10 protein-coding genes are annotated in these 17,745 nt (G+C 64.1%); all 10 read right to left on the reverse strand.

What is annotated here, in order from left to right:
* On the reverse strand, positions 1 to 5,231 hold a 5,231-nt coding region (locus tag BT115_RS17990; RefSeq protein WP_143144635.1), incomplete at its 3' end, for a non-ribosomal peptide synthetase.
* A 72-nt stretch (positions 5,232 to 5,303) separates the two neighbouring features.
* Positions 5,304 to 6,020, reverse strand: a complete 717-nt coding sequence (locus BT115_RS17995; protein WP_072324064.1) for an ABC transporter ATP-binding protein — start codon at positions 6,018 to 6,020, stop codon at positions 5,304 to 5,306.
* Between the two features lie 76 nt (positions 6,021 to 6,096).
* Positions 6,097 to 7,344, reverse strand: a complete 1,248-nt coding sequence (locus BT115_RS18000) for an efflux RND transporter periplasmic adaptor subunit (protein ID WP_072324066.1) — start codon at positions 7,342 to 7,344, stop codon at positions 6,097 to 6,099.
* Between the two features lie 106 nt (positions 7,345 to 7,450).
* Positions 7,451 to 10,840 (reverse strand): non-ribosomal peptide synthetase, encoded by a 3,390-nt coding sequence (locus tag BT115_RS18005; protein ID WP_072324067.1) that lies wholly within the window; start codon positions 10,838 to 10,840, stop codon positions 7,451 to 7,453.
* Positions 10,841 to 10,870: 30 nt separating this feature from the next.
* Complete coding sequence (locus BT115_RS18010) at positions 10,871 to 11,593, reverse strand: hypothetical protein (protein WP_072324069.1); 723 nt, start codon at positions 11,591 to 11,593, stop codon at positions 10,871 to 10,873.
* A gap of 76 nt (positions 11,594 to 11,669) precedes the next feature.
* Positions 11,670 to 14,093 carry an ABC transporter permease gene (locus tag BT115_RS18015; RefSeq protein WP_072324070.1) on the reverse strand — a complete coding sequence of 808 codons (2,424 nt, stop codon included), beginning with the start codon at positions 14,091 to 14,093 and terminating at the stop codon, positions 11,670 to 11,672.
* Between the two features lie 196 nt (positions 14,094 to 14,289).
* Positions 14,290 to 15,420, reverse strand: coding sequence for an ACP S-malonyltransferase (fabD, locus tag BT115_RS18020; RefSeq protein ID WP_072324072.1), 1,131 nt, complete (start codon positions 15,418 to 15,420; stop codon positions 14,290 to 14,292).
* Positions 15,421 to 15,443: 23 nt separating this feature from the next.
* Positions 15,444 to 15,698: an acyl carrier protein gene (locus BT115_RS18025; RefSeq protein WP_072324078.1), complete on the reverse strand. Its 255-nt coding sequence runs from the start codon at positions 15,696 to 15,698 to the stop codon at positions 15,444 to 15,446.
* 20 nt (positions 15,699 to 15,718) lie between these two features.
* Entirely contained in the window at positions 15,719 to 16,975 is a 1,257-nt protein-coding gene (locus BT115_RS18030) for a hydroxymethylglutaryl-CoA synthase family protein (protein ID WP_072324073.1), read from the reverse strand.
* A gap of 63 nt (positions 16,976 to 17,038) precedes the next feature.
* Positions 17,039 to 17,695 carry an MBL fold metallo-hydrolase gene (locus BT115_RS18035; protein WP_218184781.1) on the reverse strand — a complete coding sequence of 219 codons (657 nt, stop codon included), beginning with the start codon at positions 17,693 to 17,695 and terminating at the stop codon, positions 17,039 to 17,041.
* Positions 17,696 to 17,745 lie beyond the last annotated feature (50 nt).

Consider the following 17,745-nt stretch of genomic DNA (forward strand, 5'->3'; position numbering starts at 1 on the left):
GACGTATAGAGCACATAGCAAAGATCGGTCGCTGCGGCCGGGTCGGCAAGCGGCACGTCTTTGGCGTCCGCTTCGATGGCAGACCATTCGCTGTCCAGACAGCGCAGATGCACGTCGCGGCCTTCCAGCAACGGCGCGATCCGCTCGCGCAGATGCGCCTGGGTCAGCACCACCGGCGCTTCGCTATCGGCCAGCATGTACGCCAGTCGGTCGCTCGGGTAGTCCGGGTCCAGGGGCAGATACGCCGCGCCGGCACGGACGATGCCCACGATCGCCACCACCATCGCCAGCGAACGCTCCGCACACAGGCCCACGATGCGGTCCGGACCGACGCCGCGCGCCTGCAGACTGCGCGCCAGCACCTGACTGCGCACGTCCAGCTCGGCGTAGGTCAGCGAGCCTTCCTCGGCGACCACCGCGATCCGCTCCGGCGTGCGCGCCATCTGCGCCACCACGAAATCGTGGATGCGCGCCTCGCGCGGGTAGGCCCGCTGCGTGGCATTGAAAACGCCCAGCACCTGCGCGCGCTCGACCGCCGGCAGGTAATCCAGCGTACCGATCGCCTGCGTCGGTGCCGCCAGTGCCGCTTCGCCCAGGCACGACAGATGCCCCACCATGCGCTCGATCCGCGCCCGCTGGAACAGGTCGGTGGCATAGGTGATCGTGGCGCTTATCCCGTCGCCCTCTTCGACGAACTCCACACTCAAGTCGAACTTCGCGACGTCGTGTTCCAGCTCGAACGGCGTCACCCCTTCGGGCATCGCCACCGCCGCGGTGTTCTGCAGGATCACCATCACCTGGAACAGCGGGCTGATCGCCCGGTTGCGCTGCGGGCTGACCGCTTCCACGATCCGTTCGAACGGCGTGTCCTGATGCTCGTAGGCGTCCAGGCAGGTGCGCATGGTCTCGGTCAGCAGCGCCTCGAAACCTGCCGCGCCATCGATTCGGGTACGCAGCGGCAGCGTGTTGACGAACATGCCGATCAGGCCCTCCGTCTCCGCGTGGCGGCGATTGGCGATCGGCGTGCCGATGCAGATGTCGTCCTGCCCGGTGTAGCGATACAGCAGCGCCTGCACCAGCGCGAGCAAGGCCATGTACAGCGTGGCGCCCTGGACGTCCGCCTGGGTACGCAAGCCGCGCACCAGGGCCGCATCGAGCGTGAAGGCGACCGATGCCGCGTCGCTGCCGCGTTCGGCGGGGCGTGGATAATCCGTCGGCAAGGCCAGCGATTCGGGCATCCCGGCCAGCTGTCTGGTCCAGTAGTCGAGCTGGCGAGACAGCCCGCCGCCCTCTTCCAGCCAGCGCCGCTGCCAGATCGCATAGTCGGCGTACTGGATGGGCAAAGCCGGCAGCGACGCTTCCGGATCGGCCAGCAGCGCGCCCAGTTCGGACAGCAGGATTCCCGTCGACCAGCCATCGCTGACGATGTGATGCATGTTGAGCATCAAGACGTGATCGTCACTGGCGAGTCGAATCAAAACGCAGCGGAGAAGCGGACCCTCCACCAGATCGAACGGGGTCGATGCTTCCGCGAGACACAACCGCTGCGCCTCACCGATGCGCTCGGCGGCGGGGATGACCGAGAGGTCCACGACATCCAGCGGCACCCTCGCCTCAGGACGTATGACCTGCCGCGGCTCGCCATCGACCGAGACGAACACCGTCCGCAATGCTTCGTGACGCTGCGCAATGCTCAGCAATGCAGCATGCAATCGCTGCGCATCAAGTGGCGCGCGGAGGCGCGCTGCACCGGCTACGTTATAGGCGGCGCTGTCCTGTTCCAGTTGCTGCAGAAACCACAGGCGCTCCTGCGCCGGTCCGAGTGGCAAACTGGCCTCGCGCGGCATGGCCGGGATCGACTCCACCGGCATCGTGTGCGACGCCTGGTCGACAAGCCATGCCATCTCCCTAAGCAACGAGTGCGAGAACACAGCCCTTACGCCGATGTCTGCGTCGAACTGCTGACGAATACGGGCCAGCAAGCGCGTGGCGAGCAGCGAGTGGCCGCCAACCTCGAAGAAGTGTGATTCGCGGCTCAGCGACGTGACGGACAGCCCGAGGAGTTCCGCCCAGACTTCCGCTATCGCTCGCTCGGTGTCGGTCATCGGCGAGGCATCGTCGCGCGTTGCATCCACGCGGTCTACCACCGCAAACAAAGCCTGCGCGTCGACCTTGCCGTTGGGCGTCAGTGGCCATGCGGCGACTTCGACGCACGCTGCAGGCAGCATGTAGTCGGGCAGACGCTGACGAAGATAGCCCTTGAGATCCGTCGCAACATCCGCGGCCGTGGCCGTACCGACGCGCCTGAAGAAGGCAAGCAGGCGTCCGCCACCCACCTGAGTTTGCGCGATCACCATGGCGTCACTGATGTCGGGATGGGACGCGATACACGCTTCGATTTCTCCGGGCTCCACCCGGAAGCCGCGCACCTTGACCTGGTGGTCCACGCGCCCGAGATAGTCGATCTGGCCGTCCTCACGCCAGCGCACAAGGTCGCCGGTGCGATACAACCGTCCTCCGCTACCGAACGGGTCCGGCACGAAGCGTTCGCGCGTAAGCTCGTCCTGGCCGAGGTAGCCACGCGCTACGCCGTGGCCACCGATATACAGTTCGCCGGCCACGCCGATGGGCACAAGTCGCTGGCCCGCATCAAGGACGTAGGCATGCGTGTTATCGATCGGTCGACCGATGGGTACACCGGCTTCCACGTTCCAGGCTTCGGCGGTGAGACGCGCCGCGGTACTGATGATGGTCGTCTCGGTCGGACCATAGGTATTGAACAGCGTCGCCGAAGGCATGGCCTTGAAGAACGCATCCACCTTGGCCGGATCGAGCCGTTCGCCACCGACGATCACGCGGCGCAACGTCGGCAAGGGGCTGCCGCTCGACACCAGTTCGTGGAACAGCGCGGTCGGTAGATTCAGTGCCGTGAGGCCGTGCTGCTGTGCGAGGGCGCCGATGCCGCCAGGAGTGAGGACCTGCTCGCGATCGGTGAGCACGAGCGTACCGCCGGCGCGGAGAACGACGAGCACTTCTTCCAGGTACAGGTCGAAACCCATGCTGGAGACCATGAGTTGCACGTCGTCATTCGCAAAGCCGTAGTAACGGCAGGCGAAGCGATTGTGGTTGACCAGCGAGCGGTGTTCGACGGCCACGCCCTTGGGCCGGCCTGTCGACCCGGACGTGAAGATCACATAGGCCAGATCGTCCGGCGCCGGGCCGGCACCGAGTGCCGCGAGCAGCGCGTCGAGACCATCGGCTACGGCCACTTGTTCGACCATGTCTTCCCAGGCGCCCAGAGCGATCACTGGCGGCAGCGCTTCGCCTTCGAGCCAAGCCAGGCCGTGCGGGTCGGCGACCACAAGCGACGCGCCCGCATCGGTCAGCGTCTGCGCCAGACGCCCGGGTGGGTGCCGCGGATCGAGCGGCAGGAAAACGCATCCGGCAAGCAAGATGCCCAGCAGACCGGAGACCATGGCGGGCGTGCGATCTACGCACAGCCCGACGATCTGCCCCGGCACGGCGCCGCCCTCGCGGATCTGGCGCGCCGTGATTGCCGCCGCGCGCAGTAGCCCGTCGTAGGTCAGGTCGCCGAACGCGCTGCGCAACGCCACGACCGCAGGCGCGCGTACGGCCTGCGCCACAATTGCGTCGTGTGCGCGTTCGGCCGGGTCGATCGGCGCGTCCGTGTCATTGAATTCGGTCAGCAGCCGGTGCCGCTCTCGGCCCAGGTAATCCTGCTCGGCGACAGGAACGTCCGGCCGTGCTACCAGCGCCGCGACCAGCGCGGCAAGATGCTTCGCCATGCGCTCGATACGCGACCGCGCGAACATGGCCGCGTTGAACTCCACCACGACATCCGTGCCGCCGTTGACCGTGGTCAGATCGAAGCTCAGGTCGAACTTGGCAATGCCCGTCTCGAAGGTCAACGGCTCGGAGCCCCATGCCGCGAGCGACGGCGTTTCCTCCTGCATCGCCACCATCACCCGGAACAGCGGTGTAGCCGCGAGATTTCGCTGCGTCGCGACGGTGGCGACGATCTGCTCGAACGGCGTGTCCTGCCGCGCATAAGCCTCGAGACAGGTCTCGCGTACCTGACGCAGGAGGTCGTGGAAGGTGACGCCGCCCTGCAAGCGCATGCGTAATGGCAGCGTATTGACGAACAATCCGATCAGCCCGGCCGTGTCTGCATGGCCGCGGTTGGCGACGGGCGTCCCAATACAGAAGTCGTGCTGTCCCGCGTAACGATGCAGCAACACCGCCACCGTGGCGATCCAGGCCATGAAAGGCGTGGCGTCGACGTCGCGCACCAGGCGGCTCAAACCCGCGGTGACCAGCGCATCGAGCCGGAAACGATGGGTGCCGCCGGGTGCCGTTGCGGTCGTGGGCGCGGTGCCGTCCGTTGGCAGCGCGAGGGTCTCTGGAACACCGCGTAGTGTGTCGCGCCAGTAGTCCAGATTCGGATTGGAATGCGTACCGCCCCCATGCTGGTTGCGCTGCCACGCTGCATAGTCGGCGTACTGGATGGGCAACGGCGAAAGCGCGTCGTCCCCACGTGTCATGAGAGCCGCAAGTTCGTCGACGAGAATCGGGATCGACCACCCATCGCCCACAATGTGATGCATGTTCAGCAGAACGACGTGATCGCTCTCACCGAGCCGGAAAATCGTGGCGCGGAACAACGGTCCGCAGGTGAGATCGAACGGCACGCCGGCTTCGGTGGCGCAGAGGCGGCGGCACGCCTCCACGCGTGACGAGGCGGGCACGTCGGTCAGGTCGTGCACAGCCAATGGCACGTCCATGCGCGGCATGATGCACTGCCGTGGCGTGCCCTCGTCGCTCGCGAATACCGTACGCAGGATCTCGTGGCGCTGAACCAGCTTGGCGAGTGCCACAGCGAAGACTTCCGCATCGAGCGATGCGGCGATCCGTACGGCACCAGCGATGCTATAGCCGGCCGAATCCGGATCGAGCTGATCGATGAACCAGAGTCGCTCCTGCGCATGGCTCAGGGGAATCACGCCGTGCCGATCGGCGCGCGGAATGCGCCCGCCGCGCGCCCTCACGCGCTTCATGATCGCCACAAGTTCGTCGCGATGGGTGTTTACGGCGGACCCGATATCCGTCGTGAACGAACCCGGCAACGCCAGGCAGACAAGGCGCTCACCATCCAACCGCACTCGCACGCCGCGATCGGCGAGGTTCTTCAATAACGCGTGCACCGTCGTCATGCGCTTCCTGCCGCCCCTGATTCCGATAGAACCGCCACCCCCCTGCCCGCCTATGACGGCGGGACCATCACGTCAGATCACGGCGAGCGCCGGCTGCGCCACGGCACAGTCGTCCACGAGCTTGCCGTCGAAGAGCGATATCTGCCGACCAGCCTGTGCGGCCGAGCGTGGATCGTGCGTCACCATGACGATCGTGCTGCCGCGTCGATGCAGCGTGTCGAGCAGGTCCATGACCATCTGCGCGTTCTTCGAATCGAGATTACCGGTCGGTTCGTCCGCCAGCAGCATCTTGGGTTGACCGACCAGCGCACGCGCAATGGCTACGCGCTGCTGCTGACCGCCGGACAGGGCCGCCGGGTGGTGTTTGTGACGATGGCCCATTTCCACCTGTTCCAGCGCCTCGGTCACCATCGCATGACGTTGCTTCTTCGTGAGATCGTCACGAAATGTCAGGGGAAGCTCGACGTTCTGGAACACGTTCATCTCGCCGATGAGGTTGAACGCCTGGAAGATGAAGCCGATCTCCTGGTTGCGAACCTCGGCCCGCTTGGACTCGGGAAGCTGCGACACTTCCGTACCGTTGAGACGATACGACCCTTCGGTGAACGAGTTGAGCAGACCGAGCACCGAAAGCAACGTGGACTTGCCGCAGCCCGACGGTCCGGTGATCGATACGTATTCGCCCTGGTCGATGGTGAGGTGGATGTTGTTGAGCGCCCAGGTCTCCAGGTCTTCGGTGTAGAAGATTTTCTTGACCGCCTGCAACTCGATCAGGTGCTGCTTGCTCATGTCTCTCTCCTCGTCACCGGATGCGCTGAAGTGGTCCGGTCGTTCCATGTGAGACCGCCGGCAGGCGGCCCGTTAGTTACTTGAGCAGGATCTTGTCCTGCCCCTGCCATTCGCCTGTTTCCGAGGTGATGATCCGGTCTCCCTCGGCAAGACCGCCCTTTACCTGCATCAGATCCATCGAGACCTTGCCGACCGCGATGGGAACGCGCGTGGCGTAGTGACCGCTCGTGTCGAGCTTGTAGACGGACACGGTGGCGTCGGGCTTCACATAGGAAGGCCTGCCCACGAAGGTAGCCTCGGGTATGCGAGTCAGGAAGATGGTGCCTTCCACCGGAAGCTGCGGACGCGCACCGGCGGGCAGCTTGCCGTCGAGCGTGACGTCCACGACCACGGTGCCATTGATGACCGACGGATCGACGCGCGTCACCGTACCACTGACCACACCGTTTCTCGTGTCCACCGAAACCTTCTGGCCAGCAAGAACGTCGTTGGCTTCGCGTGCCGACACGCGCAACTCGGCATAAAGGTCGTCGGGACGCGCGATGCGTCCCACCGGCGACCCAGGCTGCAACTGCTGTCCGACGTCGATGTTCATCTCCTGCACCACGCCGTCGATGCCGGCCACGATGCGCAGGTTGGCCACCTGGTCGTTGGCACGCTCCATCGCCTTTTTCAGTTCGTCCGAACGCGCCTGGTCGGCATTGAGCTTTTCCTGCACGTTGATGCGCACCGCGGCGGTGCGCCGCGTTTCCATGTCCACCTGCTCGCGGCCCTGCGCTGCCGTCAGCACCGTGGCATCGTGCTCCACGCGCGGAATCACGCCGGGCATGAGGCTCTGCTCGGCATCAAGGCGGCGCTGCGCGCGCTCCAGCGCGAACTTCGCCTGCATGAGTGCCGCCTCCTGATTGATCATCATGGCGCGGAGATCCGCGCGCGATGCGTTCAGGGTATTGACCGAACCCTTCCAGGCCGACTCCGCTTCCGCGGCACTCGCGGTCAACTGCGGATTGCTCAACTCCGCCAGCAGATCGCCTGCCTTCACCGTGGCGCCCGGTCGCACGTACTTCTTCAGCACACGCGCGTTCACCTGCGAGGCGAGGTATTCCACGCTCCGCGGCACCAGTTGTCCGTTCGCGTGCACCTTCACTTCCATGAGCCCGTGCCGCACGGTGTCAACGGAAACCTTGTCGCGGTCGACACGCTGCGTGCTGAAATCGACGCTCGCCAATCCAACACCGCACGCGACCACCATGGCGACGGCCGCTACCACGATCACGGTGCGCTTGTTAAAGGCTCGCTTGGGCTGGGTTCTGATATGGTCCATGGGCCCTGCTACGCAACGATCATGCCAATGAAATAACCGAGGTTTCACCTTGTGTTACGGCGCCTCGCCCCTGCGACGGTCGCGTGCCCGGGACCGCCGCGTCCCACTACCGGGAAGCGCTCAACGCATCGATCTGGCTCGCCAGATTTCGGATCGTCGCCTGCTCGAAGAGGGCCTTGACCGGCAGGTCCACGCCGAATCGATCGCGCACGGTGTAGATAAGTCGGGTCGCCAGCAGCGAATTGCCGCCCAGGTCGAAGAAATTGTCATGCGCACCGATCGCGGCCGCGCTCGCGACGAATCCGCGCTCCTTGAATACCGTGTCCCACAGTGCGACGAGGCCCCGCTCGGTCTCGGTCGCTGGCGGCTCGTAGGCCTGCCGTGTATCGATGCCGACCTCCACCGCCTGCAAAGCGCGCCGATCCACCTTCCCGTTGGATGTCACCGGGATGACAGCGAGGCTCACGAACGCCGCCGGCACCATGTACTCGGGCAACACCTCGAGCAGGTGTTTCCGCAGGTCCATGGAATCGACGGTGACGAGGTCGCCAGGCATGGATTCGCGCATGCGATAGAAGGCGATGAGCTGCGTTTCGCCTGTCTGGCCGCGGGGTATGACGGCACTCGCTGCCATGCCCGGATACGTATTGAGGCGCGCTTCGATTTCTCCCAGTTCGATACGTACGCCGCCGACCTTCACTTGGTGATCGATGCGACCGAGATACTGGATGTTGCCGTCGTCGAGCCAGCGCGCCAGATCACCCGTCCGATACAGCCGCGCCGACGGTTCGAACGGATGACGGATGAACCGTTCGGCCGTGAGGTCGGGACGCTTGAGATAGCCGCGTGCCAGGTTGACTCCGCCGATATGCAGCTCTCCGGGTACACCGGGCGGTTGCGGCGCACCATGCGCGTCAAGGATCAGGATCTGCGTATTGTCGATCGGACGACCGATCGGCACGAAGCTGTATTCCAGGTTCGTACAGTCGTAAGCGGTGACGTCGATGGCCGCCTCGGTCGGGCCGTAAAGGTTATGCAGGGCAGCGGCAGGGAACGTATCGCGATAGCGCCTGGCCGACTCGGCGTCCAGTGCTTCGCCGCTGCAGAACACGTAGCGCACGCTCGGGCAGGCCCCACCGGCGTGGTCCAGGAATGTGTGCAACATGGACGGCACGAAGTGCAGCACCGTCACGCCCTGGGACACGACGAAACGACGCATGTAATGCGCATCCATGTGTCCGCCCGGCTGCGCAAAGGCCAATTGCGCGCCCATCATGGGGGTCCACAGCAGCTCCCATACGGATACATCGAAGCAATAGGGCGTCTTCTGCGCCACGACGTCCCCGGGACCGATGGGATACTGCTTCTGCATCCATTGCAGGCGATTCACCAGCGCGCGGTGCTCGACCAGCACACCCTTGGGCCGTCCGGTCGAACCCGACGTAAAGATCACGTAGGCCACGTCGCCCGCCGTCGCGATATCTTGAAGTTGCATGCCTTCCGAACGCCAACCTGCCACCTCCGCCTCGATGTCGGCCCATTCGATGTCGAGCGCCACGACCTTCGCACCGGATGCCTGAGGGAGGTTCGCCATGCGCTCGCGCTTGTTAGCCTGGGTCAGCACCACGACGCTCGCCGAATCCTCCAGCATGTAACCGAGACGGTCGGTCGGATATTCCGGGTCCATCGGCATGTAAGCACCACCGGCCCGTAGCACCGCAAGAATCGCCACTTCCATATCGATGGAGCGATCCATACACAGCGCCACGATGCTGTCGCGCCCCACGCCGTTCTGCTGCAACCAGAGCGCCAGCATCTCGGTGCGTGCGCCGAGCGTTGCGTAATCCAGTATCTCGCCACCATGGCGAACCGCGGGTGCCGACGGTCGTTCCCGCGTCTGCTGAACGAAGAAATCGTGGATACAGCGATCGTCGTCGAACGGTGCGTCCGTCTCGTTCCATGCATGCACGACGAGCTCGCGCTCGGTCGGCGTGGCGAGCGCCAGCTGAGCAACCGTCCGATCGGGATCGACGCATGCCTGCTGAAGCAGACCCATGAAACGATCAAGCACGCGGGAGACCACCGCATCGGGATGAAGCGCGGGGTCGGCCTGTAAGGTGACGCGCCAGGTATCGTCCTCGCGAAACACTTCCAGCGCCCACTCGTAATCGCCCTCGCCCTGCTGGCCGAACGCATCGAACGGTGCCATGCCGAAGCGCTGCCGATAATCCGCAAAGGTGGGATCGGAAAGACTGCTGAACTCGTGGTAGCCGAAATAGAGGCCGAACGGCACGCTGGCATCGGGGCGCGTACGGTCCACCATCAAGGGGAACGGGAAGGCAGAATGGTAGACGGCGTCCATGATGACCATCTGCAGACGCCTGCTCAGCGCGGCGGTCGACTCTGCACCATCCACGGTCGCCCTGATCGGCACGACGTTGAAATAGAAACCGATTTCGTCCCGATAGCTCGCATCCGGCCTGACCATCACGGGCATCAGGCACGTGATGTCGTCCTGCATGCTGTGTTTGTGCAACAGCGCGAGGTATACCGCGTGGAACCACGCGGTCGGCTGCACGCCCAATGTCCCGCAGACGGCTTTGAGGCGGCTGGCTAGCCCGGCGTCGAGGGTACGCGCATGGATCGTCGATGGACGATCGCCATCGAACGCCTCGGCGTGTTCGGGAAGCAGCCTGAAAATCGGACGTTCGACGGCGAGACGCTCGCGCCAGAACTCGCGACTACGCGCGCCCTCGTTCGAAGCGAGCATCGTCTGTTCCCACGCTGCAAAGCGGCCCTGTGCGACGTCCCCGCCGATAGATGCCTTGCTGCCTGACGCCAGCGCGTCAACCGCTTCGAACAACCCGCGGAGCAGGATACCGACGGACTGCCCATCGAAAACGATATGGTGCACGGCGACGAACAGGCAGAAGTCGCCCCCTTCCAGCCGATGCAGGCTGGCACGAACCAGCGGCTCGCGATCGATCTCGAAGCGCCGATGGGCGATCGCCCGAAGGCGCTCCACCAGCACCGGCTCGGCGACGGGATCGGGCACGATCGTCAAAGCGGGCAGTGCGGCACGTTCGATGCGATGGATCGGCTCCCCCTCGCGCTCCTCTATCCGCGCCATCAGAATCGGATACCGGTGAAGCACTTGCTCCCATGCTGCGGACAGCAGTGCAGGATCCAGATCGCCCCGTAGGCGCGTGCAGGCCGTGATGGCGTTGCTACGCGACGCATGCAGCGTATGCATCAGGTAGTGCGCGCGCTGCCCCGCGGATAGTGGAAAAACGTCCCGTTCTTCCACAGCGAATCCATCCGGCCGAGCACGTGCATCGAGCAGGCTCAGCAGCGCTCGCTTGTGCCGTGCCACTGCGCTGCGCACCTCTTCGGTCATGGCCTCTCGCGGTCCGCGAACCGCGAGTTTCTCCCCGTCGAGCCGGATCTCGATGCCCTTGGCAGCAAGATCGGCCAGCAGTGCCTTGATGTCGTCCATTGCCCACTTCCCTTGGCGTCGTAAGACCGGTTACTCGGCGACGATCGGCTGGCCGCCATAAATCGTCTGCAGGGACACGGTGTCGTACTTCGTCTTCGCGTAAAGCCGCGGAAGATCCTCGAAGGCGCCGTACACCGCGCGAGGCGCTTCGTCGTTGAACAGGAAGTACGGGAGCCCCACGTCGATGTCCTGCATGAGGGTGACACGGACGTCATCCTGGTCGATCGGATCGAGCGTCCAAACCGCATGCATATGGGTCAACCGATAGCAGCAATCGCTCTTGGGCGCCGCATCGGGAGCAGCCGTGAACTCGACCGTGATCGGCTGACCGGGAGCAGCCTGCGTGAACTGGGTATTGAGCAGGAACTCGCGTGGCGAGAACGGCTCAGGAAATTTCTCTTTCCACAACTGAACGTAGTTTCTTGCCTGCGGATCCCAGTGCTTGACTGCCACCGATTCGTAGCAATCGGGAATCCAGTCGTGGCAATTCTCGAGGCTTCCATCCAGGTGCGCTGCGGCGGCGCGGTCCAGGGTACTCTTGACGACACGCACTGCCTTGATCTTGAGCAACGACTGCCCGGGCGTCTTGATGGTGTAAACCTGGATACCCTGTTTGTCGATGACCAGCTTGGGTGTGTCGTCGCCCGAGTATTTCCACGCCAGGTGGGCGCAGGCCGCGCCCACGAACAGCACGCCCACGAGAATCAACAGTCCCTTCCCGATACGCCGGGCAAGATTCCTACGCTTCTGCATTGTCACTCCCCTTGAAGAGAAGCCCAGACCATGCGTCGGGGCTCCGAATCCCTATGTGCGTCGTGCTCCCCCGTGATCACTCGTAACGAAGCGCATCCCCGGGTTCCATTACGACGGCGCGTCGCGCCGGCAGGTACGACGAGCCAAAGATCACCGCCACCATCACGATCAGAACGGCTAACGTCACCATCACCACGCCATCCAGCGCATTCGGCACCACGCTCGTCATGCCGGTGGTCATCACGATGCCGAGCACGCCGCCGATCAGGCCCACGATCAGATACCACATGGCCTGCCGCATGAAGCCACGGATAATCCGGCCGCTGGTGCTGCCCAGCGCGCGCATGATCCCGATCTCCTGTGTGCGCTGCGCCACGGATCGACTGATGAGCCCAAACAGACCGCTTGCGGCCAGAATCACGGTGATCAGAGCAATGCCGGTAAAACCGGGCACCATGGATTTGTACGAGTTGATGGCGACGAGATATTCGTCGAGGCGCTGCAGGTTGTGCAGCGGCACGTCCGGGTCGACTTCGAACGCCGCGGTCCGCAGCTGCTCACGCGTATCGCTGCGCGGTGCAGGCACCTTCACCAGCAACTGGAACGCGGTGGGCGTCGCCTGCTTCAGCGGACGGTAGATCACCCCCGGCACGTCGCTGTACGGCCCCGATACCGCCGACGCGACGCCGACGATGGTCAACCAGGGACCGTTGTTCTCGGGGTCGAGCTGGACACGCTGACCGAGCGGACTACGGTTCGGCCAATACTGAGCCGCCGTACGCTCGTCCACGATCGCGACCTGCTGGTTGGTCGCTACGTCGGTGGCGTCGAAGCCTCGTCCACTGCGGATCGAAATACCCAACACGTCGAAATAGTTGCTCGAGACGGTCGTGAACGGAAGCTCCAGCTTGTTCTTGCTGTCTGCCGCACCGACGCGGTCTTCGATGTCCGCGCGCTGCATGGACGGGGCGGTCGGGCTGGCCGTCATGTACGCCACCTCGGCACCGGGGACACGCTGACGGATCGAAGCGTCCAGCTGATCCCAGTAGCGCAGCCGATCGTCAGGCGTGGCGTAGCGAGACCCCAGCGTAGAGGCATACGTAGAAAGGAATCGATCCGCTTCGGCAACGCCGACCGGTCGGCGCAATTCGCTGCTGACCGCTGTGGCGATGTTGGCGCAGATCACCAGCAGGACCGAGGACACGAGAACCTGCACGCCGACCAGAATCGACGTCGTCCGCTGACTGCCCTTGGCAGCCGTACCCTTGCCGGTGCCGGCGAGCGTGGTCGCGGGGTCGAGACGCGAGATTCGCCAGGCGGGAATGAGCGTACTCAGCAGCCATAGCACGGCCGCGGCCACGATGGCCACAACGAAGTCCAATGGCCGCACCAGCAGTTCGTTCGGGTCGCGGCCCGATGCCTGCAATCGCGACGTGAAATCGAGCAGCCCGTGGGCCCATTTGACTGCCAGTACGGCAAGCACCGCACCCACTACCAGCCCGAAGGCGATCACAAAGAACGATTGCAGCAGGCACTGCCGGAGTACGCGCCAACGAGTGGACCCCAGCGCGGTGCGCAACGCAAGTTCTCGGCTACGCTCCATCAGCATGGCGAAGAAGATCATGCTGATGTTCAAACCACCCAGCAGAAGCACCGCCACGGCGATGAACGTCGCCATGGCAATGACCGGGATGTTGTCATGCGTATACATGCGGTTTGCGGGAAACACCGATACCCGGCGCTTGGCGCCGTATGCCTGAGGATAATCGGCATTGATGGACGCGATGGCCTGCGACAGGTCCGCGTTGACGGCATCGACCGACGCACCCGCGGCCGGCACCGCCAGGACCGTAACCTTCGGCAGCGACGCGTCTGGCGCTGCAAGCACCGTTTTCTGCAGAGGAGTCCAGACTTCGAAATCCTGAAAGGCAAAGAAATCGGCGGGCATCACACCCGCCACCGGGACCATCTTGCCGTCCACGCGGATGTTCTTGCCAACGATCTGCGGATCGCCGGAGAAATAGTTGCGCCACGTGTCGTAGCTCAGAATCACCGAGGTGGAGGCATCCGCCGCGCCATCGCGGTCGTCGAACAGCCTGCCGAGCATCGGCTTGCGCCCGAGCGCCGCAAGCAAAGACGGTTCGATGGCGGCACCACGCAGGCGCATGCTCGCTTCGCCCTCGCTCATGATGGGCGAACGCGGCGAGAAGGCGCCCAGATAATTGACCGATCTGGTGCGCTTGCGCAGTTCGTTATAGGTGAAGACGTCGGTACGCGGTCGCAGCGATGCCGACGGATTGTCCGCCGTCTGTATGCTCAACCACTGCGACGAACCCTCGAACGGCAACGGCTTCAGGCCAATGTTGTAGTCGATCACGTAAACGAAGAGCGATAGCCCGACGCTCAACGCGACCACGAGGATGCAGAGCAAGGAGTTGCCCGGTGTGCGGACGAACAATCGCCAGGCATGGGCCAGATCGAATCGGATGTTTTTCAGCACCGTGAAGCTCCCTTTGCACGAACGGTATGAGACGGCGCACCCGCGCCGGATGGCCATGCGAACACCCACAGGTGGCGAGGACGTACAGCAAGCTCCGTGCCACGCGCGAAAGCGCACCATGGCGCGCTCTGCGCAGTCAGGCGAGCCCTTGGCCGTCCCGCTTTCGGGACCGCGTGTCTCGTTTCCGGTCGCATTGTCAGGCGACGTTCAACTCGTCGAGGTCGAAGTAGCCCTCATACCCCTCGAGGTACACCGCGGCACGATGGCCAAACAGCACCAGCGCCTGGGTGCGCGTCGTCAGCGGCTCCTTCGACGTCTGGACCGAAACCACGCGCGTTCCGACGGGATAGCGTTGGTTCCACGCCTCCACCTTCGCGTTCGCGTCGCCTGTCCGCGGAGCGGCGTCTCCGTGGACGACTGGTGCGGGCGTCGGCGTCGATGCTGGCGCGGGCGGCGCGGACGAAGCCACTGCAGGCTTGGCGGGGGCGCGGTTGGCGCGAAGCATCTTCGTCAGCACGTCGCCATGGCCGACTTCCTCGAAGGCCATGTCGCCATCCAAGCCCATGAGGTACGCCATGGCGTCAGCCCAGCGCACCGGGCTGGCGATCTGGCTGGCGAGGGTCGCCGCGACCGCACCTTGCTCGTACGGGCGTGCCGTTGTATTGGCAATGACGGGGACGCGTGGATCGTCCAGCGCTACAGTGGCAAGGAACGCAGCGAACTCCTTCTGCGCTTCGGCCATGAACGGCGTGTGGAAGGCACCGCTCGTCTTCAAGGGAAAGACCAGAACACGGCCCTTCTGCAGATGCGGTTGTGCTGCCGCCACCTGTTCACGGTCACCCGAGATGACGACCTGCACAGGCGTGTTGAAGTTCGCGAGGTAGACGCGGTCGAGGCCGTGCTCGCGCAGCGTGGCCTCGATGGCCGCAGGATCCGCGTTGATGACGGCGGCCATGCCGCCACCGGAGGCTCGGCTCATCAGCTCGCCGCGCTTCTGCACGAGCCTTACACCCGTAGCGAAGTCGAACGCGCCTGCCGCATGCAGGGCGTTGAACTCGCCGAGGCTGTGACCGGCGAAATAGTCGGGTTCGGGCTCGCCAGCTTTCTGCCGTGCCATGTACGACAACGCCCCGACCACGAACAAGGCTGGCTGCGTGAACTGCGTACTGTCGAGCTGGCCACGCGGATCGTCCAGGCACAACTCGCGGATCGAATAGCCGAGGATGCCGTCAGCCGCCGCCACCTCGTCGGGAAAGGCGTCGAACAGCGCGGCGCCGCCCATGCCCTTGGCCTGGGAACCCTGGCCCGGGAACATGCATGTCTTCATTGGATTTCCCCTGCGAGTTCCGATCAGACCGTGAGGCCCGCTTTGCGGTCGGCCAGCAACTGGGCGAGTTCACCGATGTTGCTCGCCTTGATCGTTTCCGCCAGTGGCATGTCCATATCTATGGCCTCGAGCGTCATCATGACGATCTCCGATCGATCCATGGAATTTGCGCCCAGCTCGCGCAGCGAGTCGGTCGGCGACAGTTCGCGACCTTCCAGAGAGGGCAGCACGTCGCGGGCGTGCTGGATGATGAGCTGCAAGATGTCTTCTTGATTCACGGCACTATCCTCTGCGGGCGTCACACCCATTCGTATTCGCGGTGAAATTCCTTGATCTCCTTCAGGAACAGCGTCTCGCGGCCATGAACGCCGCGGGCCGTGGCCACGAAGGAGGGGTCGAGCGATGCGTTGCGCGTGCCGAACTTCACCAGGTGGCTGGTGGCCAGCAATTCGTCGTACTCGTCCATTTTCAGCGTATGGCGTCGACCGAGCTGGCTGCCGATACCCTGGGCACGCACACGCTCCTGCCCTTCGCGGGTCACCACACCACTGAAGAACTCGGAACAGCAGCCGGAACCGTACGAGAAGCAGCCGATGCGGCGCGGCTCGTCGAAGTTGCCGTGCTCGATGGTGCTCGCGATCGCCATGAGCGTGCTCGCTCCCATGGTGTTGCCGACGCGCTGATTGAAGTGCAGGCTGGGCGACACGCGACGCTGGAAATCTTCCTCGATGTCCGCGGGCTTCGCCTTGGCAACCTTGCGCATGATGTTGCGATGCGCGCCCTTCACCATGCCGCCAAAGGGCGTATGCATAGCGAGGTAGGTGAAGGTCTTCGCCAGGTCCGCGCCTTCCACGCGCGACTGGTATTCCATGAAAGCCTTCTCGCAGCAGTCCAGGTAAGAGAGCAGCGAAAGATCGGCGTCCCCCGCTTCCTTGTCCGGTGCCGGGCGGCAGGTGTCCATGACCTCATAGCCGTAGTAGCCGCTCGCGCCGACGTCGATGCGGAACACGTGCGGTTGGTCGCTCACGATGGCGGCCACTGCACCCGCGCCGCTGCTCGGCTCGAAGAAAGACCAGTCGTCGGTCAGCCCTTCGCCGCCCGCTTCCGTCATGAAACGGGAAATGTCGGTTGCGATAAGCAGCACCTTCGCACCGGGCGAAACGCTGGACAACACGAAGTTCGCTGCCGTCTGCAGGCCTGCAATGCCCGAATAGCACGCGTTCTTCAGTTCAAAGAGCCGGCAGTTGCGGTTCAGGCCAAGCAGCTTGTGAAAATAGGTACTCATCGACTTGCCGAAATCGAAGGCCGACTCGGTACACGTGATGACCACCTCGATCCGGTCCTTCTCTTCCGGCGTCATCGCATCGATGAGCGGACGCGCGGCGTTGACGCCGTAGGTGATGGGGTCTTCATACGGCAGCGCCACCGTCTTCTCCTTCATCAGGAGATTGGCGAACCGGGTCATGTCCAGTCCCCGATGACCCGCCAACGCTTCCACGTCGACGCACGCGGTGCCCGCGTAGACGTTCATTGCTTCGATACCAACCGCTCGCATGATTCCCCCGTTGCCTTACCGGCGACGCCACCGGCCATGCGGCCGGCTCCTGACGCACGCGCTTTAGTGAAACGTGAAGAGCTTCGCGCGACTCTGCCCCTTCCGCGTGCGGAAGGCGGCGAAGTCGTCCCTGTTGCTGAACTGCAGATAGATGTTTTCGCGCTGCACGGTCGCAAACGACTGGCCGGGGGCCAGTCCAAACGAGTGACCCGGATAGATGCGCGTCGTTTCGCCGATCTCCCGGCGGATGCGACCCAGACTGTCGTACATACGCAGCGCAGCACCTACATCGGGGCAGATGCCGCAGCCCTCCGCAAACAATACGTCGCCTGTGAACAGGTCGTCGTCCACGCGGTAGCACATGCATCCGGGTGTGTGCCCAGGCGTAAGCATGGGGCGGATCGTCATCGACCCGACATGAAACGGCGTCTCGTCGATGGCGACGAGTCCGGGGGCGTGGTAGCCGGACCAGGCGATCTCTTCCTTCGACATCCACAACGGGCAGCCGAAGCGTTCGCCCAGTGACGCTGCAAGGTCGATGTGATCGGGGTGCGAGTGGGTAAGCAGGATACCGGCGACGCGCGCTCCGGCGTCGACCACCGCGCCGACGACCACGTCCGCCTGCCAGGACGGATCGACAAGCACAGCCTGACGGGTCGCCACATCGACGACGACGTAGTTGTAGTTGGTCATGCTGCCACGCGTGGTACGAAGCACCACGACACGCGTCCGGCTGGTCGCGACAGGCGCCACGACCGCACAGGGCGAGT

It is taken from the genome of Luteibacter sp. UNCMF366Tsu5.1, from assembly GCF_900119235.1.
GTDB classification, from domain to species: Bacteria; Pseudomonadota; Gammaproteobacteria; order Xanthomonadales; family Rhodanobacteraceae; genus Luteibacter; species Luteibacter flocculans.

What these genes read in the sequence shown, in the direction of transcription:
- BT115_RS17995 (WP_072324064.1), bottom strand. Translation starts at nt 6,020, where the DNA reads ATGAGCAAGCAGCACCTGATCGAGTTGCAGGCGGTCAAGAAAATCTTC.
- BT115_RS18000 (WP_072324066.1), bottom strand. Translation starts at nt 7,344, where the DNA reads ATGGACCATATCAGAACCCAGCCCAAGCGAGCCTTTAACAAGCGCACC.
- BT115_RS18005 (WP_072324067.1), bottom strand. Translation starts at nt 10,840, where the DNA reads ATGGACGACATCAAGGCACTGCTGGCCGATCTTGCTGCCAAGGGCATC.
- BT115_RS18010 (WP_072324069.1), bottom strand. Translation starts at nt 11,593, where the DNA reads ATGCAGAAGCGTAGGAATCTTGCCCGGCGTATCGGGAAGGGACTGTTG.
- fabD (WP_072324072.1), bottom strand. Translation starts at nt 15,420, where the DNA reads ATGAAGACATGCATGTTCCCGGGCCAGGGTTCCCAGGCCAAGGGCATG.
- BT115_RS18030 (WP_072324073.1), bottom strand. Translation starts at nt 16,975, where the DNA reads ATGCGAGCGGTTGGTATCGAAGCAATGAACGTCTACGCGGGCACCGCG.